Annotated in this window: 18 protein-coding genes, 1 pseudogene and 2 riboswitches; of the genes and pseudogenes, 8 read left to right on the top strand and 11 right to left on the bottom strand. The window is 68.7% G+C overall.

Translation table 11 applies throughout. From position 1 onward, the window contains the following. Positions 1 to 73: 73 nt before the first annotated feature. Positions 74 to 592 carry a hypothetical protein gene (locus tag A8G18_RS03430; RefSeq protein ID WP_084421442.1) on the bottom strand — a complete coding sequence of 173 codons (519 nt, stop codon included), beginning with the start codon at positions 590 to 592 and terminating at the stop codon, positions 74 to 76. A 217-nt stretch (positions 593 to 809) separates the two neighbouring features. Then, positions 810 to 943: riboswitch (cobalamin riboswitch) on the top strand. Between the two features lie 233 nt (positions 944 to 1,176). Between A8G18_RS03430 and A8G18_RS03425 the strand changes: the two genes are divergently transcribed. Genes A8G18_RS03425 through A8G18_RS03410 form a run of 4 tightly spaced genes read left to right on the top strand, consistent with a single transcriptional unit; the run spans position 1,177 to position 5,241 of the window. Further along, positions 1,177 to 2,253 (top strand): ABC transporter substrate-binding protein, encoded by a 1,077-nt coding sequence (locus A8G18_RS03425; protein WP_064062707.1) that lies wholly within the window; start codon positions 1,177 to 1,179, stop codon positions 2,251 to 2,253. Between the two features lie 8 nt (positions 2,254 to 2,261). Beyond that, positions 2,262 to 3,347 (top strand): FecCD family ABC transporter permease, encoded by a 1,086-nt coding sequence (locus tag A8G18_RS03420; protein ID WP_209446994.1) that lies wholly within the window; start codon positions 2,262 to 2,264, stop codon positions 3,345 to 3,347. Continuing rightward, positions 3,344 to 4,414 carry a FecCD family ABC transporter permease gene (locus A8G18_RS03415; RefSeq protein ID WP_064062705.1) on the top strand — a complete coding sequence of 357 codons (1,071 nt, stop codon included), beginning with the start codon at positions 3,344 to 3,346 and terminating at the stop codon, positions 4,412 to 4,414. The genes A8G18_RS03420 and A8G18_RS03415 overlap by 4 nt, the downstream gene beginning before the upstream one ends. After that, positions 4,411 to 5,241 (top strand): ABC transporter ATP-binding protein, encoded by an 831-nt coding sequence (locus A8G18_RS03410; protein ID WP_064062704.1) that lies wholly within the window; start codon positions 4,411 to 4,413, stop codon positions 5,239 to 5,241. Before A8G18_RS03415 ends, A8G18_RS03410 begins: the two co-directional genes overlap by 4 nt. Positions 5,242 to 5,326: 85 nt before the next feature. Here A8G18_RS03410 and A8G18_RS03405 read toward each other — a convergent pair whose 3' ends face one another. From A8G18_RS03405 to A8G18_RS03365, 9 genes and pseudogenes are all read right to left on the bottom strand, one after another. Then, positions 5,327 to 5,887 (bottom strand): DUF7676 family protein, encoded by a 561-nt coding sequence (locus tag A8G18_RS03405; RefSeq protein WP_064062703.1) that lies wholly within the window; start codon positions 5,885 to 5,887, stop codon positions 5,327 to 5,329. Then, on the bottom strand, positions 5,884 to 6,531 hold the full coding sequence (locus A8G18_RS03400) for a (2Fe-2S)-binding protein (RefSeq protein ID WP_064062702.1): 648 nt from the start codon (positions 6,529 to 6,531) through the stop codon (positions 5,884 to 5,886). The genes A8G18_RS03405 and A8G18_RS03400 overlap by 4 nt, the downstream gene beginning before the upstream one ends. After that, entirely contained in the window at positions 6,524 to 7,336 is an 813-nt protein-coding gene (locus tag A8G18_RS03395) for an ABC transporter ATP-binding protein (RefSeq protein ID WP_064062701.1), read from the bottom strand. The genes A8G18_RS03400 and A8G18_RS03395 overlap by 8 nt, the downstream gene beginning before the upstream one ends. Further along, positions 7,333 to 8,349 (bottom strand): FecCD family ABC transporter permease, encoded by a 1,017-nt coding sequence (locus A8G18_RS03390; protein ID WP_064062789.1) that lies wholly within the window; start codon positions 8,347 to 8,349, stop codon positions 7,333 to 7,335. Before A8G18_RS03390 ends, A8G18_RS03395 begins: the two co-directional genes overlap by 4 nt. An 83-nt stretch (positions 8,350 to 8,432) precedes the next feature. After that, entirely contained in the window at positions 8,433 to 9,632 is a 1,200-nt protein-coding gene (locus tag A8G18_RS03385; RefSeq protein WP_064062700.1) for an ABC transporter substrate-binding protein, read from the bottom strand. 40 nt (positions 9,633 to 9,672) lie between these two features. Then, positions 9,673 to 9,794, bottom strand: a riboswitch (cobalamin riboswitch). A gap of 18 nt (positions 9,795 to 9,812) precedes the next feature. Further along, positions 9,813 to 10,640, bottom strand: coding sequence for a glycosyltransferase family 2 protein (locus tag A8G18_RS03380; protein WP_064062699.1), 828 nt, complete (start codon positions 10,638 to 10,640; stop codon positions 9,813 to 9,815). Continuing rightward, a pseudogene (locus tag A8G18_RS03375) lies at positions 10,637 to 11,624 on the bottom strand (glycosyltransferase). The gene A8G18_RS03380 and the pseudogene A8G18_RS03375 overlap by 4 nt, the downstream one beginning before the upstream one ends. Then, positions 11,621 to 12,706, bottom strand: coding sequence for a glycosyltransferase family 4 protein (locus A8G18_RS03370; protein WP_064062698.1), 1,086 nt, complete (start codon positions 12,704 to 12,706; stop codon positions 11,621 to 11,623). The pseudogene A8G18_RS03375 and the gene A8G18_RS03370 overlap by 4 nt, the downstream one beginning before the upstream one ends. Further along, positions 12,703 to 13,770 (bottom strand): glycosyltransferase family protein, encoded by a 1,068-nt coding sequence (locus A8G18_RS03365; protein WP_064062788.1) that lies wholly within the window; start codon positions 13,768 to 13,770, stop codon positions 12,703 to 12,705. The genes A8G18_RS03370 and A8G18_RS03365 overlap by 4 nt, the downstream gene beginning before the upstream one ends. Positions 13,771 to 13,957: 187 nt before the next feature. Here A8G18_RS03365 and A8G18_RS03360 point away from each other — a divergent pair, with 187 nt between their 5' ends. After that, the gene (locus A8G18_RS03360) at positions 13,958 to 14,536 is read left to right on the top strand and encodes a TerD family protein (RefSeq protein ID WP_016934313.1); all 579 of its coding nucleotides are present in this window, start codon (positions 13,958 to 13,960) and stop codon (positions 14,534 to 14,536) included. 7 nt (positions 14,537 to 14,543) lie between these two features. On the opposite strand, the gene A8G18_RS03355 is transcribed toward A8G18_RS03360, so the two are convergent. After that, a complete protein-coding gene (locus A8G18_RS03355) occupies positions 14,544 to 15,197 on the bottom strand; it encodes a hypothetical protein (protein WP_026003325.1) in 654 nt (217 codons plus the stop codon). A gap of 253 nt (positions 15,198 to 15,450) precedes the next feature. Between A8G18_RS03355 and A8G18_RS03350 the strand changes: the two genes are divergently transcribed. From A8G18_RS03350 to yczR, 3 genes are all read left to right on the top strand, one after another. Next, the gene (locus A8G18_RS03350; protein WP_064062697.1) at positions 15,451 to 16,740 is read left to right on the top strand and encodes an adenylosuccinate synthase; all 1,290 of its coding nucleotides are present in this window, start codon (positions 15,451 to 15,453) and stop codon (positions 16,738 to 16,740) included. Positions 16,741 to 16,870: 130 nt separating this feature from the next. Beyond that, on the top strand, positions 16,871 to 18,409 hold the full coding sequence (locus A8G18_RS03345; RefSeq protein ID WP_064062696.1) for an alkaline phosphatase D family protein: 1,539 nt from the start codon (positions 16,871 to 16,873) through the stop codon (positions 18,407 to 18,409). 33 nt (positions 18,410 to 18,442) lie between these two features. Then, a complete protein-coding gene (yczR, locus tag A8G18_RS03340) occupies positions 18,443 to 19,924 on the top strand; it encodes a MocR-like transcription factor YczR (protein WP_064062695.1) in 1,482 nt (493 codons plus the stop codon). Positions 19,925 to 19,941 lie beyond the last annotated feature (17 nt).

The raw sequence follows: 19,941 nt of genomic DNA, 5'->3' as shown, positions 1-19,941 counted from the left end.
GCCCTGCCGCCGGCGATCGCGTGTTCTCCCGCGCCGGTGACGGGCGCAGCAGAGTGATCGGGAGGGAAACCGACTACGCCGCGGTCGGCGGTCCGCGCGTACCGGCGGCGGTGCCGGCCGACAACCACAGCGACAGCGTCGCCCGATGGATCGGCGTCGCCGACCACACGACGGTCTGCACCGGCGGGACAGAAACGAGCACCAGCAGCACGCGGGTGAAGGCCGCCAGTACGTGCAGGCACGCACCTTCGACGGCGCGCACCAGAGCCGCGGAAACCGCAACAGCGGCAAGGTGGGTGGCGAACATCGCGGACGACAGTCCCAGATCGTGCGCGTGGTCGTCGACCACCGTGAGGGTGGTGTGCCCGACCACCTGTCCGGCGGTCAGCGCCGCGAGGAGAAACGTCCGGTTCCGGTCGCGCACGTCGAAGGCGGCGACCGCGGCACCGACACCCGCGCACGCGGCCAGCAGCAGCACCACTGCTGATTGGCTCGGCGGCATGCCGCCACCGGCCATGCCGTGGGCAGCGATACTCACCGCTCCCGACACCGACGCCACGGCAGCACCGCGCACCTGCGCAAGCACCGGCATCCGTGAGTCCACCCCGCGAGGATAACGGTGATGCCCCTCGGGTCTGTTCTCCGGTTCCGGACAGGGCATGGCGATGATGTCGGTCTCCCGCACCGCGGTGGTACCGACGACGAACAGGACACGACCGCTACGCCGTTCGAGTGGCGTTGCACCACCACCGACCTGCGCCGCGCCCGGCTCCCGCTTCGGACGAGCCGGAAGATCGGGCATGGCCGGCTCCTGCTAGCCTCGGTGCGTCCATCGCAATGGGATTCGAGGAAGCCGGTGTGAATCCGGCGCGGTACCGCCACTGTGAGCGGCGCTTCGACAAGCGTCTGCGAGCCAGATACTCACCCCATTCGTACCTTTCGGCATCGGGGCGGCATACCCCGAGAAAGGCTGCGCGAAGCCGTGCACCCATCTCTCTCTCATTCTGTCTCCGCTGTGCCTCCTCGGCGTCCGGCTCCTCCCGGAGGGCGCGCTATCGCTATCGCTATCGCCCACGCACCGGAAATCAGTGATCGGGTCGCTGCGACCCGCGCCCTCCCTGCCTCGATGCTGCCCGAGTGCCGAATCCCCCAGCACATCGAGAGGGAGGCCGTCGCGTGACTTCGCTGAACTGTCGGACACTGACCGTCGCCGCCGCATGTCTGACACTGATCAGCGTGAGCGCATGTAGCGCAGACGAGAAGGAGATCGCCGCGTCGGCCGACTCCAGGACCGTCGAGAACTGCGGGATCGACGTCACCGTGGAAGCGCCACCGGAGCGCGTGTATGCCGCCTACCAGCCGGCCATCGAGATCGCGCATGCGCTGGGGATCAGCGATCGTCTGATCGAGACCGCCTTCCTCGACGCTCAGGTGCTGCCCGAGTACGCAGATGCCCAGGAGCAGGTGCCGTACGTCGAGAAGCTCCCCAGCCGTGAGGCGCTTCTGGCCACCGGGCCCGACTTCGTCCTGTCGGGCTACAACAACGTGTTCACCGAGGACGGCGCCGGCGACGAGAGCTTCGGCACGCGGGCAAGTCTGGCCCGGCTCGGCATTCGGAGCTGGATCCTCAGCCCGCTGTGCCCCAGCGCGGACGGACTGTCCGACGAGGCGATCGACCCCGCCACCGTGAGCGTCGAGACGATCTATGACGACCTGCGCGACCTCGGGGCCCTGTTCGACGTCGAGGAGCGCGCCGAGGAGGTCATTGCCGACCAACAGCAGCGCATCGCGGCGGTCGACCAGGTGCTGGCGGGGGCGGACCGCCCGAGCGTCGCGATCGTCCTGCTCGACGAGGGCGGTGGCATCCGCGTCGCCGGTGGCATCGACTTCGGTAACCGGATCATCGCGCAGGCCGGGGGTGTGAACGCCTTTGCCGACCTTGTCGAGCGACGCCACGTCGCGATCGACCTCGAAGAGCTGATCCGTCGCGACCCCGATGTCATCGTGACCAGCACCTGCTGCGATGCCTCCTATACCCGCCAGGACGGCGCCGAGGAGGCGCAGACGATCATGCAGAACCCGGCGCTCGCGGGCCTGTCGGCCGTGCGGAACGGTGCCGTGCATCCGTTCCTGTTCGCGGACCGCGCCGCCGGAGTCCGGATCGCCCATGCAATCGAGCTGCTGGCCTCGCTGCTGCACCCCGACCTGTTCCCGGCCGTCCCGGACGAGACCGGACAAGACGGGGGCGAGTGAGGTAGGCGGTGACGACGGCGGCAACCACCCCAGAGCGATCTGCGGACGGTCCGGCCACGGCTGCCGGCGCGCCTGTCGTGCGTTCCGGCCTGCTGAGCGGCAACCGTACTCGTCTGCTCGGCCTCGCGGTGGCCACGATTGTCCTGGTGGCCGCGACCCTCGGCTCGGTCCTGTTCGGCACCCTGCCGGTCGGTCTCTCCGACGTGGCCGGGGCCGTGACAGGATCAGCGGACAGTGACGTCGAGCGTGTGGTGCGATATATCCGCATCCCGCGGACCGTGACCGGGCTGCTGGCCGGGATGGCGCTCGGTGTCGCCGGCGCGGTGATGCAAGGTCTGACCCGCAACCCCTTGGCGGGTCCCGGCCTGTTGGGCATCAACGCCGGTGCGGCACTGGCGGTGGTCTCGGCGATGGTCGGTCTCGGCATCATGAGCGCTGCCGGTTACGTGTGGTTCGCCTTCGCAGGAGCCGCGGTGGCCGCCGTTTTCGTCTACCTGCTCGGCTCGCTCGGGCCGGGTGGTGCCACACCGGTGAAGCTCGCGCTGGCCGGGTCGGCGTTCACCGCGCTCCTGGGCGCGGTCACCACGATGATCACGCTCCAGGACGCCTCCACGATGGAGGACTTCCGTTATTGGGTCGTGGGATCGTTGACCCGTTCGGACAGTGAAACTCTGGCCGCGGTGGCGCCGTTCATCGCTGCCGGCGTCGTCCTTGCCGTGGGCCTGACCCGCGCGCTGAATGCTCTGGCTCTGGGTGACGATCTCGCCCGCAGCCTCGGTGCCCGTATGTGGATCGACCGCACCGCAGGTGCTCTCGCCGTAGTCCTGCTTGCGGGCGGCGCCACCGCTATCGCGGGTCCGGTCGGGTTCATCGGGCTCGTGGTACCCCACATCGCACGGATGATCACGGGCCCGGACTACCGCTGGGTGCTCGCCTGGACCATCGTGCTCGCGCCCATGCTGCTGCTGATCGCCGACATCCTCGGACGTGTCCTGGTCCGGCCCGAACAGCTGCAGGTCGGAATCATCACCGGCCTGGTCGGCGCCCCGTTCTTCCTCTACCTGGTCCGCAACCGCAAGGTGGTCGGCACATGAGTTCGCTGGTGCGCCGCGGTCCGACCCGCGACACGCTCTCGGTGACCCCGCGAGGTACCTCGGTCTCCTTTCGGGTCAGCCGCTCCTCGGTGCTGCTCACCGTCCTCGCCGGCGTGGCTGCCGTTGCGGTCGCCACGGCTTCCTTGGTCCTCGGCGTGTACCCGATCTCGGTTTCCGACGCCATCACCATCGTGGGCGGCGGAGGCACCCTCATCGAGCGCGATGTCGTGCTGGGCGACCGCCTGCCCCGGGCATCGACCGGGCTCGGTGTCGGCGCGGCTTTTGCGCTCTCGGGGGCCATATTGCAGCGCATTGCCGCCAATCCGCTCGTCAGCCCCGACATCATCGGCATCAACTCCGGGGCCGCGATGGGCGCACTGACCGTGCTGCTCGTCGTGGGAGGCAGCGGTCTGCAGCTCGTGTTCGGTGCGCTGGCCGGCGCGCTTCTGGCTGCGTTGATGATCGTGCTCATCGCCTACCGTCGCGGTCTGCACGGCTTCCGGCTGGTGCTGGTCGGCATCGGTGTCGCAGCGATGCTCTCCTCGGCTGTCTCCTATCTGCTCACCCGTTCCGACATCCACCGAGCCATGAGTGCCGCCGCCTGGCTGACCGGCAGCCTGGCCGATCGCAGCGGGCTGCACGTGACCATCATCGTCATCGCGCTGGCGGCGACGGTCCCGGCCCTGATCGTGGGGTCGCGGCACCTGCGGCTGCTCGAGCTCGGCGACGACCTCACCCGTACCCTGAGCGGAGCAGGTCGAGGCCGCAAGGTGCTGTTGCTGCTGATTGCAGTAGTTCTCGCCGCGATGGCGACCGCAGCTGCCGGCCCCATCGGATTCGTCGCCCTGGTGGCGCCGCAGATCACCCGCCGCATCCTCGCCGAGCGGCAGGTCGGCCTTGCGCCCTCTGCTGCCGTCGGCGCCCTCCTGGTGGTCGGCGCCGATCTGGCCGGCCGCTCGATCTTCGCGCCGTCGGAGATGCCCGTCGGAGTCCTCACGGCGATCCTCGGAGCGCCGGTCCTGCTCTACCTCCTCGCCCGCGCCCACCGCATCGGAGCCGCCGGATGACACCGCAGCCGGCACACACGACCCGGTCGGTCTCGTTGACGACCGAGCAGCTCAGCCTTGGCTACGGCTCCTCGCTGATCGTCGACCAGGTGACCACGAGCCTGCCTGCCGGCCGTATCACAGCGATCGTCGGACCCAACGGGTGCGGCAAATCGACGCTGTTGCGGGGCCTGGCCCGTCTGCTGTCGCCGCAGCACGGCAGAGTCCTTCTGGACGGTACCGAGCTCACCGAGATGCCGGCGCGCACGCTGGCCCGCACCCTCGGTCTGCTGCCGCAGCAGCCCCTCGCCCCGGACGGCATCACCGTCGCCGATCTCGTCGGCCGGGGCCGGCATCCCCATCAACGGTGGTTCCGTCAGTGGAGTGCCGAAGACGACCGGGCGGTGGCTGTCGCACTGGCGGCGACCGGCGTCGACCATCTGGCCGAGAGCCCGATCGACGAATTGTCGGGTGGCCAACGCCAGCGCGTGTGGATCGCGCTGGCGTTGGCCCAGGATCCCGAGATCATGCTGCTCGACGAGCCCACGACCTTCCTCGACCTGGCCCATCAGATCGAGGTGCTCGACCTGCTCGCTTCCCTGAACCACCGCCTCGGGCGCACCATCGTGCTGGTGTTGCACGACCTCAACATGGCCAGTCGCTACGCCCATCACCTTGTGGCGATGCGAGCGGGGACGCTGGTGACCGCCGGACCTCCCAGCGACGTCATCACTCCCGAGATGGTGCGCGAGGTCTTCGGTGTGGAGGCCACCGTGATCACCGATCCCGTCGCAGGCACTCCGCTGGTCCTGCCCCACCGCTCGGTCGGCATCGAGGCCGCCCGGTGACCGGGTGTGTTCCGGCCGGCATGTATCCGCGAGGTCGATGCCTGCGGGGAGCTGGAGGCCGCCGCAGCAGGAGCGGGCGTGCCTCTCATGTGTGCCGGAACCCCCTGCCTGTGCGGTCGCGCGGATCGGGGTCCAATCCCAGAAACTCCGCGCGGATGCGGTCCCACGCCTCGAGGTGCTCCCAGACCGGTTCCTCCGTCAGTTGCTGGGTGTTGGTGAGAAACGGGGTGGGCAGCATGATCGTGAGCATCTGCTCGTCCCGGCCGTTGAACATGCGCAGACCCCAGGAGGTGACGGTGTCGTCTTTGCCGATCCTGCGGTACAGCTCGGCGCGGCCGCAGCGGCGGATCCGGCCGAGTTCCGGCCCACTCGCGGTGTGTTCGCCGATGCACAGATGGAAATGCCACCGGCCGAAATCGACGGTGACGTACCCGTCGTACATGCCGATCTTCTTCGGCGCGTCGGGGGCCGCGACCTCCAGTGCCGAACCTTCGATGAGCAGACCGAACCACATGTCGTTCCAGTAGTTCTCGAACAACAGCCGGATCAGGCGCAGCAGGCTGTCCTCGTCGGTCGGCAGGGGCCAGCGCTGTTCGCGCCCGCCGTCCTCGGTATCGATGATCTCGGGATCGAAAACGACTGTCACGGAATCTCCTTCGAGCGGTCCTTCGGCGGGGTGGGAAAGACGCAGTCGCCACACACCCCGCCGGTGGGTGTGCGGTAGTACAGGCAGCAGCTGCGACGTCGGCCGGTCGCCGGGTCGAGGGCTTCGGCGAGACGCGGATCGGACAGTGCAGCACCGACGAGAGGTTGTGCAGCCGAACCGATCATCCGCCCGGCGCCGATCAGGGCGGATGCCGTGTTGCCCCACAACAGGCCGCCTGCCACCACGTCGCGCCACGCATGGACGAGGGGTTCGATCTGGCGGTCGAGGACTTCCGTCACGACGTCGTCGCCGAATCCGGGTTCTGTGATGTGCAGGTGCAGTCCGGCGTCGTTGCGCCACAGGAGTTGCCCGGGATCGAGCCGGATGCATCGTCCGGAGTCGACGACGGAACCGATCGCCACCGACCACACGCGTGCGACGTATCCGAAGAAGAGGGTCGATGCCGCCACGCGCGGTTCGTCGGTGCCCATCCGCGCGGCAGTATCGGCCACCAGAGCGTCGCGGGTCGCGGGGTCGGCCAGATCTGCGGTGGGACGCCATCTGTCGTCGGCAGGTCCGGTACTCACGCGGAAGTACGGGCTCCATACGGCGATTCGCTCGAGAACCCCGATCGCATCAGACACGGCTGTCCTCCGCTTCCAGGTCGAACACCATCCTACGAGGATCGAACCGCATGCGTCCGCGATCGAACGCCGCTCCGATACGGCCGGATTCGGCCAGGGCAACGGGGGTGCCGCATGTCAGTGTGCGGTCTGCGTCGAGCAGCCACATCCGGTCGGACACCCGTAGTGCGAGTTCGAGTTCGTGGGTGGACATCACGACCGCCAGATTCTGCTCGCGCGCCAGGCGTCCCAGCACGTCGACGAGCTCGACCCGGGACGGAACGTCGAGGAACGAGGTGGGTTCGTCGAGCACCAGCAACGACGGATCCTGGGCGAGCGCCCGGGCGGTGAGACTCCGCTGGCGCTGGCCGTCGGACAATTCGCCGAACTGCCGGGACGCCAGCAACGCAGCTCCCACAGCGTCGAGGGCCCGGTCCACCGCAGCCCGGTCCTCGGAGGACAACCGGGCGCCGGTCGGCAGGTGGGGAGTCCGGCCCAGGGCGACGAGTTCGCGCACGGTCAGCAGGCCCGGGTCGATGCGGTCGGTGAGGACCACGGAGATGCGGGTCGCGAGATCGGCGGGGCGTACCGTGGCGAGGTCCTCACCGTCGACGAGTACCCGGCCGTGCAACGGGGGTTGCAGTCCGCACAGTGTGCGCAACAGAGTCGATTTGCCCGCGCCGTTCGGTCCGACGAGCGCGGTCAGTTCACCCCGTCGAGCAACGGCGTTCACCTTCGCCGCGATCTCCGTGACCGTCCTCTTACGGAAGGCACGGCGATGGGTGTAGCCGACGGTCAGATCACGCAGTTCTACGCCGGGGGTCACAGCGCCGCCCCCAGTGCTCCACGACGTGAGCGGATCAGCACGGCGATGACCACGGGCGCGCCCACGATCGCCGTGACGGCGTTGAGTGGGAGGACGGTATCGGTGCCCGGCATCTGGCTCACTATCCCGCAGATCAGTGCCAGTACCCCGCCGAGCAGCGCCACACCCGGCAGAAGAACCCGGTGGTCCGAGGTGCCGAACGCCATGCGCGCCAGGTGGGGAACGATGAGGCCGAGAAACCCGATGGGGCCGCAGAAGGCCGTGGTGGCTCCGGCCAGCAATGCTGCCGAGACCACCGTCGTCAACCGGACGGTGCGGATGTCGATGCCCATCGAACGGGCATAACCCTCGCCGAGGAGCAGAGCGTTCAAGGCACGCACCGTCACCAGGGCGACGGCGATTCCCCCGAGTACCACGGGTACGAGCAATTTCAGGTCGGACCAGGTCGTCGCCGTGAAACTGCCCAGCCCCCACACCAGGAACTGCTGGCTCCGTTGCGGATCCGCGTAGACCAGGAGGACGGAAACCACCGCGGTGGTCGCCGACCCCAGCATCACCCCGATCAGCAGCAGCGTCACCGCGGATGTCACCCATCGCGCCAGCACCACGATCAGTAGGAGCACTGCGGCCGCCCCGAGCGCCGCGGCGACCACCACACCGGCACGGCCGAGGCCGGCCAGCCCCGCGGTGAACCCGCCGGCGCCGCCACCCCCGGCCACCACCACGACGGCGACACCGAGACCGGCGCCGGAACTCGCACCGAGAACGAACGGGTCGGCGAGAGCGTTGCGGAACAACGTCTGCATCTGCAGACCCGCGATGCCCAGGGCGGCGCCGACCGCGATCGCGGTGACGGTGCGCGGCAGACGCAGGTCGCGAACCACCATGTCCCAGCGGTCATCCGTCGCGGAACCGCCGACCAACACCCGCACGGTCTCGTCGAGCGGTACCGTCACCGACCCCAGGGTCACCGACAGCACCGTCGCGACGGCGACTGCGACCGCGAGAGTCACGAACACGACGGTGACACGACCTACCCGAGGGGGTACTTCCAGCCGTCGACCGACCGTCGGCTCGGGTGTCCTCAGCACTGCGGTCATGCCGGCAGTTGCCGATAGAACGTGAACTCGTGGTCGGGTAGAAGATCGGGATGCAGGATCGCGACGAGATCCGCCAGGATCAGATCGGGACGCAGTACGCCGCGCTCGTAGAAGTCGTTGCCGCCGTTCGGTCCGAGTGCCTTGTTCGCGTTCCAGACCCGGCCGGTGTCGACCGCGGCGAGCGATCCGTAGCGCTCGTCATCGGCGAGGGCATCACCGATGGAGGTCCAGTTGTTGTCGACCACGAGCCAGGTCGGAGCGTCGGCGGCCTGCGCGACCACGGCTTCGAAGTCGAGGGGAAGCGAGCCGGTGGTCGTTACGTCCTGCCACGGCCAGCGGGCACCGGCATCGCTGAACAACCGGCCCATGTAACTGCCGCCGGAGGACATGTACCAGGTGCCCTGCGACATCCCGCCGGGCAGCACGGGCACGGTCTCGACGCCCGCGGCCTTCGCCGCGACGTCGAGATACCGGTCGCGGATGCCGTCGTAGACCTCGGCGGCCCGGGCCTCCTTGCCGGTGAGTGCAGCCACGACCTTGATCCACTCGGCCCGCCCCAACGGCGATGCCTCGAGCCATTCGGCGTTGGCGACCACGCCGATCCCGGCCTCGCGCAGCTGCGTGTAGGCGGGGTCGTCGGTGCCACCGGTCATCACCACGTCGGGCATGGCCAGCACGACGGCTTCGGTGTCGATCGTGCCGCCCGCTGCGTATTCGGCGATGTCACCGGACTCGATGCGTTCGATCACGGTGGTGTCGGAGACATACGAACCGTTCGAGACGCCGGTGAGCACATCGAGCTCGTCGAGTTCGGTCACCAGTGGTAGGTGGGTGGTCGAGCCGGAGTACAGGCTCGTGATCGGCACCTGGATCTGCTGGGCCGTGGCCAGATCGCCCGACAGCTCCGGGGCAGGTGCACCGCACTTGACCAGCACGTACGACTCCGGCTGTGCACCCGTGAACGGCTCGTCGACGGTAAGCACCTGGTAGCTCTTCTCGTAGGTGATCGAGAAGTTCTCGGCGTCGACGATCTCGGACTTGTCGGGAAAATAGTCGACCGAGGGGTCGAAGTCGGTGATACACCCGTCCGGGGCAGCGTTCTCGGCATCGGACGGCGCCGTCGAACATCCGGCGAGCAGAAGACTTGCGGAGGTCAGCGCGACAAGGAGCGTCGGAAAGGCTGCGCGTACACGCATGGCGATGACACCCTCTCTCGGGGAAGTCCGCCCCGGGCAAGGAGGTACGGCGACGTGAGTATCTGGCTCCCGGAGATCGCTCTACCGGTCACAGTGGCGGGACCGCGCCGGAATCACACCGGCTTCCTCGTGCGTCGTCGCAATGACGGTGCCGAAATTAGCACACGGCACGAGAAGTCTTCACGGGCCGGTCGTCCGCACCTTCGTCCACCGCTGCGTGTCGGGGTCGAAGGAGACGAGTCCCGTCCGCTCGAATTCGTCGAGCCAGCCCCGCATCGGCCACCAGCCCCAACGCTGCTGGAACAGTGTGGCATTGACGAGAATGTCGTCGAGATGTTCGACCGGCGGATTCGACACCGGGTGGTACTGGTGGAAGGCGTGGGCGCCCCCGACCCATGCCATGGGGACTCCGGCGCGCGCGGCCTTCTGACCGAAATCGGTGTCCTCCCCGCCGTACCCCCGGTACGCGGTGCAGAAGCCGCCGATACGGTCCCATACGAGTGGCCGGGCTGCGAACGAGAGCGACCAGAACATCTCGTGTGCGTCGTTCAGCACGATCTCGTCGTCGGGTGGAAACGGGCGGGCCGGGTGCGGATCGACGGAGTCACCGAGTCGGGCGAGGTCGTAGCCGCCGGGTCCCGGCTCGGGCAGGTAGGTGACGGGACCGCAGTGAAGCGCGGCGGGATGGCGCACGGCTGCGTCGATGTACCGTTCGAGCAGCTCGGGGGACGGGATGCAGTCGACGTCGAGAAAGACCAGCAGGTCGGACGACGCCGCACGGGCTCCGAGATTCCGCGCTTCCGCGACCGGTAGGCGCCCGGAACCGACATCCATCGGCACCACCCGCGCCGGCGATTTCGCAGCAGCGACCACATCGGCGACCTCCGGATCACCCATCGCGACGACGATGTGCTCGTCGGGTGTTCGGGTGCTGCGCGCGAGGCCGTCGAGTTGCCGCCGCAGATGCGTGCTGCGACCGGCGGCGACGGTGACGACCGAGACGGTCACGGCGCCCCCGCGAGCTCGTCCAGGATTGCGGCGGCCCGCGCCGCAGCGCCATCGACCTGCCAGCGTTTCCACTCGATCGGGTCGAGACCGCGTGCCCATTCGATCAGTTCGGGCCAACGTCCGGGCTCGGGCCAGCCGTCGAGTCCCACTGCCAGGCCGGACTTCTCGAGAGCCTTTGCGGTGGAGTGCTGTTCGTCGAACGGACGGGGTTCGGCGATGACGACTGCAGGTCGTGCGGCGGCCGCGATGTCGGCGACGGTGTTCTGTCCCGCGTGCCCGATCACGACATCGGCTCCCGCGAGGACGGGCCACGGGTCGTCGACCCACGGACCCCCGGCGACCCCGAGACCTTCCCACGTGTACTCCGGGAAGCGGGCCGAGAAGCGGAGCAGATCGTCGACCGTGATCGACGACCCGCCGCTGCCGCTCATCACGAGCACCCGCGGCTTCTCGGCGGACGGCCGGGTGGGTGCCGGACGACCGTCGAACCGGCTGATGCCCCCGACATACGATGTCCTGTCCATATACGGGCGCAGCCAGTGCGGGTCGTAGATCTCCTGTGCCCACGGCGCGACGATGTGGTCGGCGATGCGGTACGCGAGTGTGTGCGCGGTATCGGTGCGTTCGCCCGGCATCGCCAGCACCACCACGGGGATGCCGTACAGCCGGGCGAGGAGCGTCACTTCCACCGATACGTCCACCACCAGCAGGCTCGGCCGCGTCGCGGCGATCCACGAACCCAGCGCGTGCATGCGTTCGCGGAGACCGTCGTCATGGCTGGGAACCCAGTGCAGGACGTCGTGGGCCGTCGGGTCCGACGGCGAGGTCGTCGCGGGGGAGCAGCACCACGTCGTCGAAGGCATCCGACGCGCTGCCGAGCGGTGCCGACGACAACGCCGTCACCGGCGCCTGCAGATGCGCGCAGATGCTGCTCGCGCGGGTACGGTGCCCGTGCCCGTGATGATGGATGTAGTAGCCGATCATGCCGCTCCTGCGAGCTCCCGATACAGCGAGACGTACGCGTCGACCATCGTGCGTTCCGAACAGCGCTCCTCCGCGCAGGCCCGGGCGGAGGAACGGGAGAGGCCGACCGCGCAGGGCACCGCCGCAGCGAGGCCGTCGATGTCGTCCGGCGCGACGAGGCATCCGCTGCTCTCGTCCACCACCTCCGGGATCCCGCCGCGAGCGAAGGCCACCACGGGTGTCCCGCACGCGAGGGACTCGGCGACGACGAGCCCGTACGGCTCGTCCCACTGCGGGGTGATGAGAGATGCCGCCGAATTGCCGACCGCTGCAGCGAGATCGGGTTGGGACAGGTGACCGAGGTAGGTCACGTCGGGGCCGAGGAACGGTTCGACGTGTCGGGAGAAGTACTCGCGGTTGCTGATCGGCCCGGCGATCCGCACTCGGTAGCCGGCTCGCCGCGCGGCCTCGATCGCAAGGTGTGCACCCTTCTCCGGTACGAGGCGGCCGAACCAGATCAGGTCGTCACCCCCCGGGCCGACGGGCCATGCCCCGAGGTCGACGCCGTTGGGCACGACCGCGACCGGACCGGGGGTGGCGTGTTCCCACGCCGCCGCGGTGTGGCGGCTGACCGCGACGAATGTGCCCGGACATCCACCCGGTGTGGCCATCGCCGACTCGAGCCAGGGCGTCGGCGGCGTGTGCAGGGTGCACAGCAGCGGGGTACGCAGTGTCCGGGCCATCGCGATCGGCAGGTAGTGCAGGCTGTGGTTGTGCACGACGTCGAAGGCATCGGCGGACGGTCCGGCGAGATCGAGCATCAGCGACAGGTAGGCGTGGTGGTCGCCGAGGAAACCGTCTGCCGGCGGCATCGACACGTCGCTTCGCGCGAGTTCGCCGACCTCGAACGAGGGCACTTCGAGGAACTCGGCCGGAAGTGTGGGGTCGGAGCCCGGTGCGGCGAAGAGCGTCACCTCGTGCCCGTCCTTGCCGAGCGCGTGCGCGAGGTGCCACACGTGTGCTTCGAGTCCGCCCGCGAAGGGCTGGCGAATCGGATACCTGTTGGACGCGATGAGGGCTACACGCAACGAGGGCGACGTCATCCGTTCCGCCCTCCCGTCGCGCGTAGGTAGATGTCGCGGTGCGCACGGGCGAGTGCACGACGCTCATCCATGCGTTGCGGCCAGGCGGCTCGCGGAAAATCCCTGGTCTCGTACAAGTCACGCACGCAACGGTCGAGGGAGTCGGCGTCGAAGGTGTTCTCGTCGAAGGTGTACACGCCGCACCGGCGCTGCTCACCGTAGAAGCCGCAGCTCGGGGCGATCACCGCGGTGCCGAGGTCGTAGCACGCCTCGAGCCAGCCCGAGTGAGTGCCGAAGCGGTAGGGCAGCACCGACACCGACAGGTCCGAGAGGTACTGCCACAGTTCGTCGTCGGAGAAGTACGGATGGACACGCACGTCCACGTGGGGTTGCTCGCCGTACCGCAGGATGCGCGACCCGGCTTCCGGGTTGTACCAGTACGCGTTGTCGGGATCGAAGACCTCGTCGTGCACGTCGATCTGCAGTACGGCGCCCGGCAGGGATCGCATCGTCTCGGCGAGCGTGTCGAGTACGGGGAACAGATCCATGTTCGCCCGCAGGCTCTTCGCGTGGACCCCGACGACGAACGGTCCGTCGTTACGGCGCGGTCGCTCGAGCCAGGGCTGCTCGACGACGTGCGGGTGCGGCAGGACCGTCGCCTTCCGCCCCCAGCGCAGACGGATCTGCTCGGCGGCGCCCGGTGTGAGGGTGATCAGTTCGTCCGCAGCGGGAATCAGCACGTCGAGCTGCTTGTGGTGCTCGCCCGGCTCCGGGTGGTGCGGATTGCGCAGATCGTGGACTGTGTACACGAGTGGCTTGTGATGCTCGGCGAGTTCGGCGACGACGTCCTGCAATTGTTCCGCGCCGATCGCGTCGAAGCCGAAATGGACGTGGAAGACGTCGAATTCCTCGTGGTGGTCGCTCACCCAGCCCGGTTCGAGCATCAACGGCGGCCACCAGCCACCGGGCACCTTGCGGCCGTCGGCCGGAATCGGGTCCGCCAACCGGATCACGTCGTCACCCTCCGGGCACGCGAGATGCCGGACGTAGACGTGTGATGCAGGAACCGACGCGACCCGAATCACCACAGCCGACCCTCTTCTCACTCGCGCGACATCCGCTGTACACACCGAATGGCCGGGAACGCCGTCCCCGGCCGTCGTCCGGTGCTCGGCGCATACCCGGGGGCGGCGGCCTTCACACGTCGCTGCCCGACTCGTCCGATCTTCACTAGGGTGGCGGCAGAAGGACCATCGAGCGAAAGGATTCGGTATGGGTGTCAGCTTGGCCAAGGGCGGCAACGTCTCGCTGTCGAAGGAGGCGCCGAACCTGACGGCGGTGACGGTGGGTCTCGGCTGGGATGTGCGGGCGACGACCGGCGTGGATTTCGACCTCGACGCCAGCGCGTTGCTGACGAGTGAGAACGGCAAGGTCCTGTCCGACCAGCATTTCGTCTTCTACAACAACCTGCGTTCGCCCGACGGCTCGGTCGAGCACACCGGCGACAACCTCACCGGGGAGGGTGAGGGCGACGACGAGAGCGTGAACGTCGACCTCGTCGCCGTTCCGGCGGAGGTCAAGTCGATCGTCTTCCCGGTGTCGATCCACGATGCCGACGCGCGCGGCCAGTCGTTCGGCCAGGTGCGCAACGCGTTCATCCGCGTCGTCGACCGTGCCGACAACCGGGAGCTCGCCCGCTACGACCTCACCGAGGACGCGTCCACCGAGACCGCGATGGTCTTCGGCGAGCTGTACCGCCACGGTGGGGAGTGGAAGTTCCGCGCCATCGGCCAGGGCTACGCGTCGGGCCTGGCGGGCATCGCGCGGGATTACGGCGTGAACGTCGGCTGAGAAGGGTTCAGCGGACGAGCTTCCACTTCTTGTCGTGCCGGTAGAAGGTCGACCGCTTGAGGGCCCTGGGGTTCGCTACCCCGTCGCGGGTGACGACCGTGGCGGGGGAACCCAGCTGCATCGCCCGGCCCGTCAGCCACTTGTATCCGCCGAACCAGCGAGGCCGGTCGATCGCGGCCCGAAGACCGGGCATCGCCGGGGTGGGTTCGACGCGGATGCCGGGCACGGTGCCGGAGAACAGGCGGGTGTCGTCGACGTAGGCCTCTCCGACGAGCGCCTCGTCCTCGTCACCGCACAGCAACGCGCGGCCGACGAGGGCGATGCCGGCGTCGTCGCGGATGAGCGGCAGCGGTTTCGCGACGCCCTGGAGGGCGACGGTGGCGGCCTTGGACCCCGTCCGCAGTCCGTACGCCTCGGTGGCGGGGGTGCGCTTCTCCGGGACGTACGCGATCTCCAGGTCGAGACGTTCGGTGCGCATCAGGCGGGTGACGGTCGCGGCGAAGGCCGCATCGTCGCCCACGAGGACCAGACGGGGGTCCTCCACCGACTCGAGGTGGGCGAAGACGTCCTCGAAGTCGTCCTTCTCGGGGAGGGCAGGCGCAGAAAGTGCGGTCACGGGGGTCAGCGCCAACGGCAATGGCACGTCACCGCATCTGAGCACTACCGGGGTCAACGGGTCTCCTCGAGGGGTCGGGTTCGTCGGGCTCTCGGCTGCGTCCACTGTAATGGGAAGCCGGTGGCCGGGTGGGTCGGCGACCCGCCGCCGCGCGCCGCAGCTCCGGGCGGTTCTGCCGGACCGTCATCCGCGCTCGTCCGAGGGTGGACTACACTGTGGTCCCGGCTGCTGCCCGGTTGGGCAGGACCCTGCAGGCGAGACCGCCCGCACGTAGACACCTGCCTGAGGAGAGCGCGACATGCCGGCAATCGTCCTGATCGGAGCCCAGTGGGGCGACGAGGGCAAGGGCAAAGCTACCGATCTACTCGGCGGACGTCTGCAGTGGGTCGTGCGCTACCAGGGCGGCAACAACGCCGGTCACACGGTGGTGCTGCCCAACGGCGACAAGTTCGCCCTGCACCTGATCCCGTCGGGCATCCTGACGCCCGGCGTCAACAACGTCATCGGCAACGGTGTCGTGGTGGATCCGGGTGTGCTGCTCACCGAACTCGAAGGTCTCGAGAAGCGCGACGTGGACACCAGCCGTCTGCTGCTCTCGGCCGACGCGCACCTGATCATGCCGTACCACGTGGCCATCGACAAGGTCACCGAACGCTTCCTCGGCAAGAAGAAGATCGGCACCACCGGCCGCGGTATCGGCCCCTGCTACCAGGACAAGATCGCCCGTGTGGGCGTGCGGGTCGCCGACGTGCTCGACGAGAAGATCCTCACCCAGAAGGTCGAGGCCGCACTGGAATTCAAGAACCAGGTGCTCGTCAAGATCTACAACCGCAAGGCACTCGACTCGCAGCAGGTCGTCGACGAGGTGCTCGCGCAGGCGGAGAGCTTCACGCACCGCATCACCGACACCCGCCTCGAACTGAACAAGGCCCTCGATCGCGGCGACACGATCCTCCTCGAGGGTTCGCAGGGCACGCTCCTCGACGTCGACCACGGCACCTATCCGTACGTGACGTCGTCCAACCCCACCGCCGGCGGCGCCGCAGTCGGTTCGGGTATCGGCCCCGCCAGGATCACGACGGTGCTGGGCATCCTCAAGGCCTACACCACCCGCGTCGGTTCGGGCCCGTTCCCGACCGAACTGTTCGACGACCACGGCGCCTACCTCGCGAAGCAGGGCGGAGAGGTCGGTGTCACCACCGGCCGCGCACGCCGCACGGGATGGTTCGACGCCGTCATCGCCCGCTACGCGACCCGCGTCAACGGCATCACCGACTACTTCCTCACCAAGCTCGACGTGCTGTCGGGTCTCGACACCGTGCCGATCTGCGTCGGGTACGAGGTCGACGGTGTGCGTATCGACGAGATGCCGATGACGCAGACCGACGTGCACCACGCCAAGCCGATCTACGAGGAGATGCCGGGCTGGTGGGAGGACATCTCCCATGCCCGCACCTTCGAGGAGCTGCCGCAGAACGCGCAGAACTACGTGCTGCGTCTCGAGGAGCTCTCCGGCGCCTACATCTCCTGCATCGGTGTGGGGCCGGGTCGCGACGAGACCATCGTCCGGCGCGACGTCATCCGCTGACGGGGTAGCTTCACGCCCGTTCCGATTTCGTCGTCGGACGGGCGCCCGGCCCTCACTGGCCGTTCACCGACGGTTCGTACGGATTGTGCACGCTCGTCCCGCACAATCCGTCGGACCCTGGAGAAGAAGCATGTACGTGTCCCGTCGAACCCTGTTGCGCACCGTCGCGCTCGGAGCCCTCGCGACTCCGGCGGTGGCATGCTCGTCGGGAAATTCCGGTGCGACGCCGAGCCTGGTCCGTGAGCGGCCGATCCTCACCCACGGTGTGGCCACCGGCGACGTGCGGGCCGACGGGGCGCTCGTGTGGGCGCGTTCGGATCGGCCTGCGCGGCTCGTCGTGGAGACTGCAGCCACCGAATCCTTCACCGACCCCGTGCGGCACGTGGGTGGTCTGCTGACCCCCGAGACGGACGGAACCGGCCGGCTGCGGCTGACGGGACTGCCGGCGGGCGAACAGGTGCATTACCGTGTCGTCCTCGAAGGTGAGGACGGTGCCACGTCCGAACCGGTGACGGGTCTGTTCCGCACCGCGCCGGCCGCCCCGGGCGACATCAGGCTGCAGTGGTCCGGCGACACCGCCGGTCAGGGCTTCGGCATCAATCCCGACCTCGGCGGGATGACGATCTTCGACACGATGGCCCGTCGCGACCCGCACCTGTTCGTACATTCCGGTGACGTCGTGTATGCCGACAATCCGCTGAAGGAGACCGTCGAACTATCGGACGGCCGGATCTGGCGCAACATCGTCACCGACGCCAAGAGTGCCGTGGCGCAGACCCTCGACGAGTACCGCGGCCAGTACGCCTACAACCTCATGGACGAGAACTACCGGCGGTTCAACTCCTCCGTCGCGCAGATCGTGCAGTGGGACGACCACGAGACCGTCAACAACTGGTACGCGGGAGAGATCCTGGATCTCGAGCAGTACACCGAGAAGAACGTGGACATCCTGGCGAAGCGGGCTTTCCGTGCGTTCCACGAGTGGCTTCCGCTCGACCCGGCGGAGGCCGTCGACGGGCGTATCCACCGGGTCGTGCGGTACGGACCGCTGCTCGACGTCTTCGTACTCGACATGCGGACCTACAAGGACGCCAACGGCACCAACGTCGGCGCGGCAGGGCAGGTACTCGGCAGCGCGCAGACGCAGTGGCTCATCGACGAACTCACCCGCTCGACCGCCACCTGGAAGATCATCGCCGCCGACCTCCCGATCGGCCTGGTCGTGCCTGACGGCGACACGGCCTTCGAAGGAATCGCGAACGGGGACAACGGCACTCCGTCGGGCCGGGAATCGGAGATCGCGCAGATCCTGTCGGCGGTCAAGGCGCGCAGCATCACCGGAACCGTGTGGTTGACCGCCGACGTGCACTACACGGCCGCGCATCACTATTCGCCGGAACGCGCATCGTTCACCGACTTCGACGAGTTCTGGGAGTTCGTCTCGGGACCGCTCAACGCGGGTGCTTTCGGACCCGACGAACTGGACGGGACGTTCGGGCCCGAGGCCGTCTTCGTGCACGCGCCTCCGGCGGCGAACACCTCACCGATGGACGGATATCAGCACTTCGGGGAGGTGTTCATCGACGGAGGGACGAGGCAGATGCGGGTCGAGTTGCTCGACTCGCGAGGGACGGTCCTGTTCCGTCAGGTGCTCGATCCACCGGCCTGATCCCGCCCGCGCGGCGCGGGGCATACTGGATCGATGATCACTCGAGCGATCGGAGCCGGTTCGCTCGTCCGCGACCTCGGCAACTGGCAGGATTCGGGGCAGTCGCATTCCCGTCGCTCCTCTCGCCCCGATCCTCGTCCTGCCTACCGGGCGCTCGCGGACAGCATCCGCCTGCTCGTGCACGACGGTCGTGTCCCGCTCGGGGTCGCCCTGCCCAGCGAGCGGGAGCTCGCCGCAGCCCTGTCGCTGAGCCGCACCACCGTCGCGTCCGCCTACGCGGCGCTACGGGAAGAGGGTTATCTGCGCAGTCGGCAGGGTGCCCGCAGCACCGTCGCGGTGCCCGCCCGCCGGGGACCCGAGAACACGGGGTCCCGGATGCCGGTCGGTCCGGCGATCGATCTGAGCAATGCCTCGCTACCCGCGCCGGCAACGGAGATCGAGGCGGCGTATGCGGCGGCGCTGCGGTCGATGTCGACCTATCTCGACTCGCACGGCATGGAACCGATCGGGGTGTCGGTGCTGCGCGAGGTCATCGCCCGTCGCTACCGCGAGCGTGGACTGCCCACCTCGCCCGATCAGATCATGGTCACCTCCGGGGCGCAGCACGCGATGCGCCTGCTGCTCGGTGTGTTCGACGATCCCGGCGACCGGGTGGTCGTCGACCACCCCACCTATCCCAATGCGCTCGAAGCGATCCGCCGATACGGTGCCCGTCCGGTGCCGGTTCCGGTGCGCCCGGAGAACGGCCCGCACGGCGGTTGGGATCTCGACGGTATCGCCAGCGCCGTCCGGCAGACCGCCGCCCGCACCGCCTTCCTCGTCCCCGACTTCCACAACCCCACGGGCCTGTGCCTCGACGAGGACGGCCGTGCCGAACTGGCCCGCATCATGCGCGACACGCGGACCACGCTCGTCGTCGACGAGTCGATGGTCGATCTGTGGCTCGACGCCCCGCCGCCGCCGCCGGTCGCGGCGATGCCCGCCGGAGCGTCGGTGGTGACGGTGGGCTCGACGGCGAAGTCGCTGTGGGGCGGCCTGCGGGTGGGGTGGATCCGCGCCGACCGCGACACGATCGTCCGGCTGGCCGGAGCCCGGACTGCCGTCGACCTGGGCACCCCGGTGATGGAACAGCTCGCGGCCGCACATCTGCTCTCGGATGTCGACGAGCTGCTCGAACGCCGACGCGCCGGCTTGCGGGAGCGACGTCGTGCGCTGTGCGACGCCCTGGACCGGCGGTTACCCGACTGGGAGTACACACCGGGCCAGGGCGGGATGTCGCTGTGGGCGCGGATGCCCGAGCCGGTGTCGACCTCGCTGGCGGCGGCCGCACCGTCTCACGGCGTGCTGCTCTCGGCCGGCCCGCGTTTCGGCGTGCAGGGCGCGTTCGAGCACTTCGTACGCCTGCCGCATACGCAGGACGCGGAGGTCCTCGACGACGCCGTCGAGGCCATGGCCGCTGCCTACGACCAGGTGGCCTCCGGACGCACGCCCGACGAGGCGCGGCTCGTCGTCTGATCCTGTGCGCCAGGACG

This window comes from Rhodococcus gordoniae, assembly GCF_001646655.1.
GTDB classification, from domain to species: domain Bacteria; phylum Actinomycetota; class Actinomycetes; order Mycobacteriales; family Mycobacteriaceae; genus Rhodococcus; species Rhodococcus gordoniae.
The sequence above is the reverse complement of the archived record's forward strand: the minus strand, read 5'-3'. Positions and strand labels throughout refer to the sequence as shown.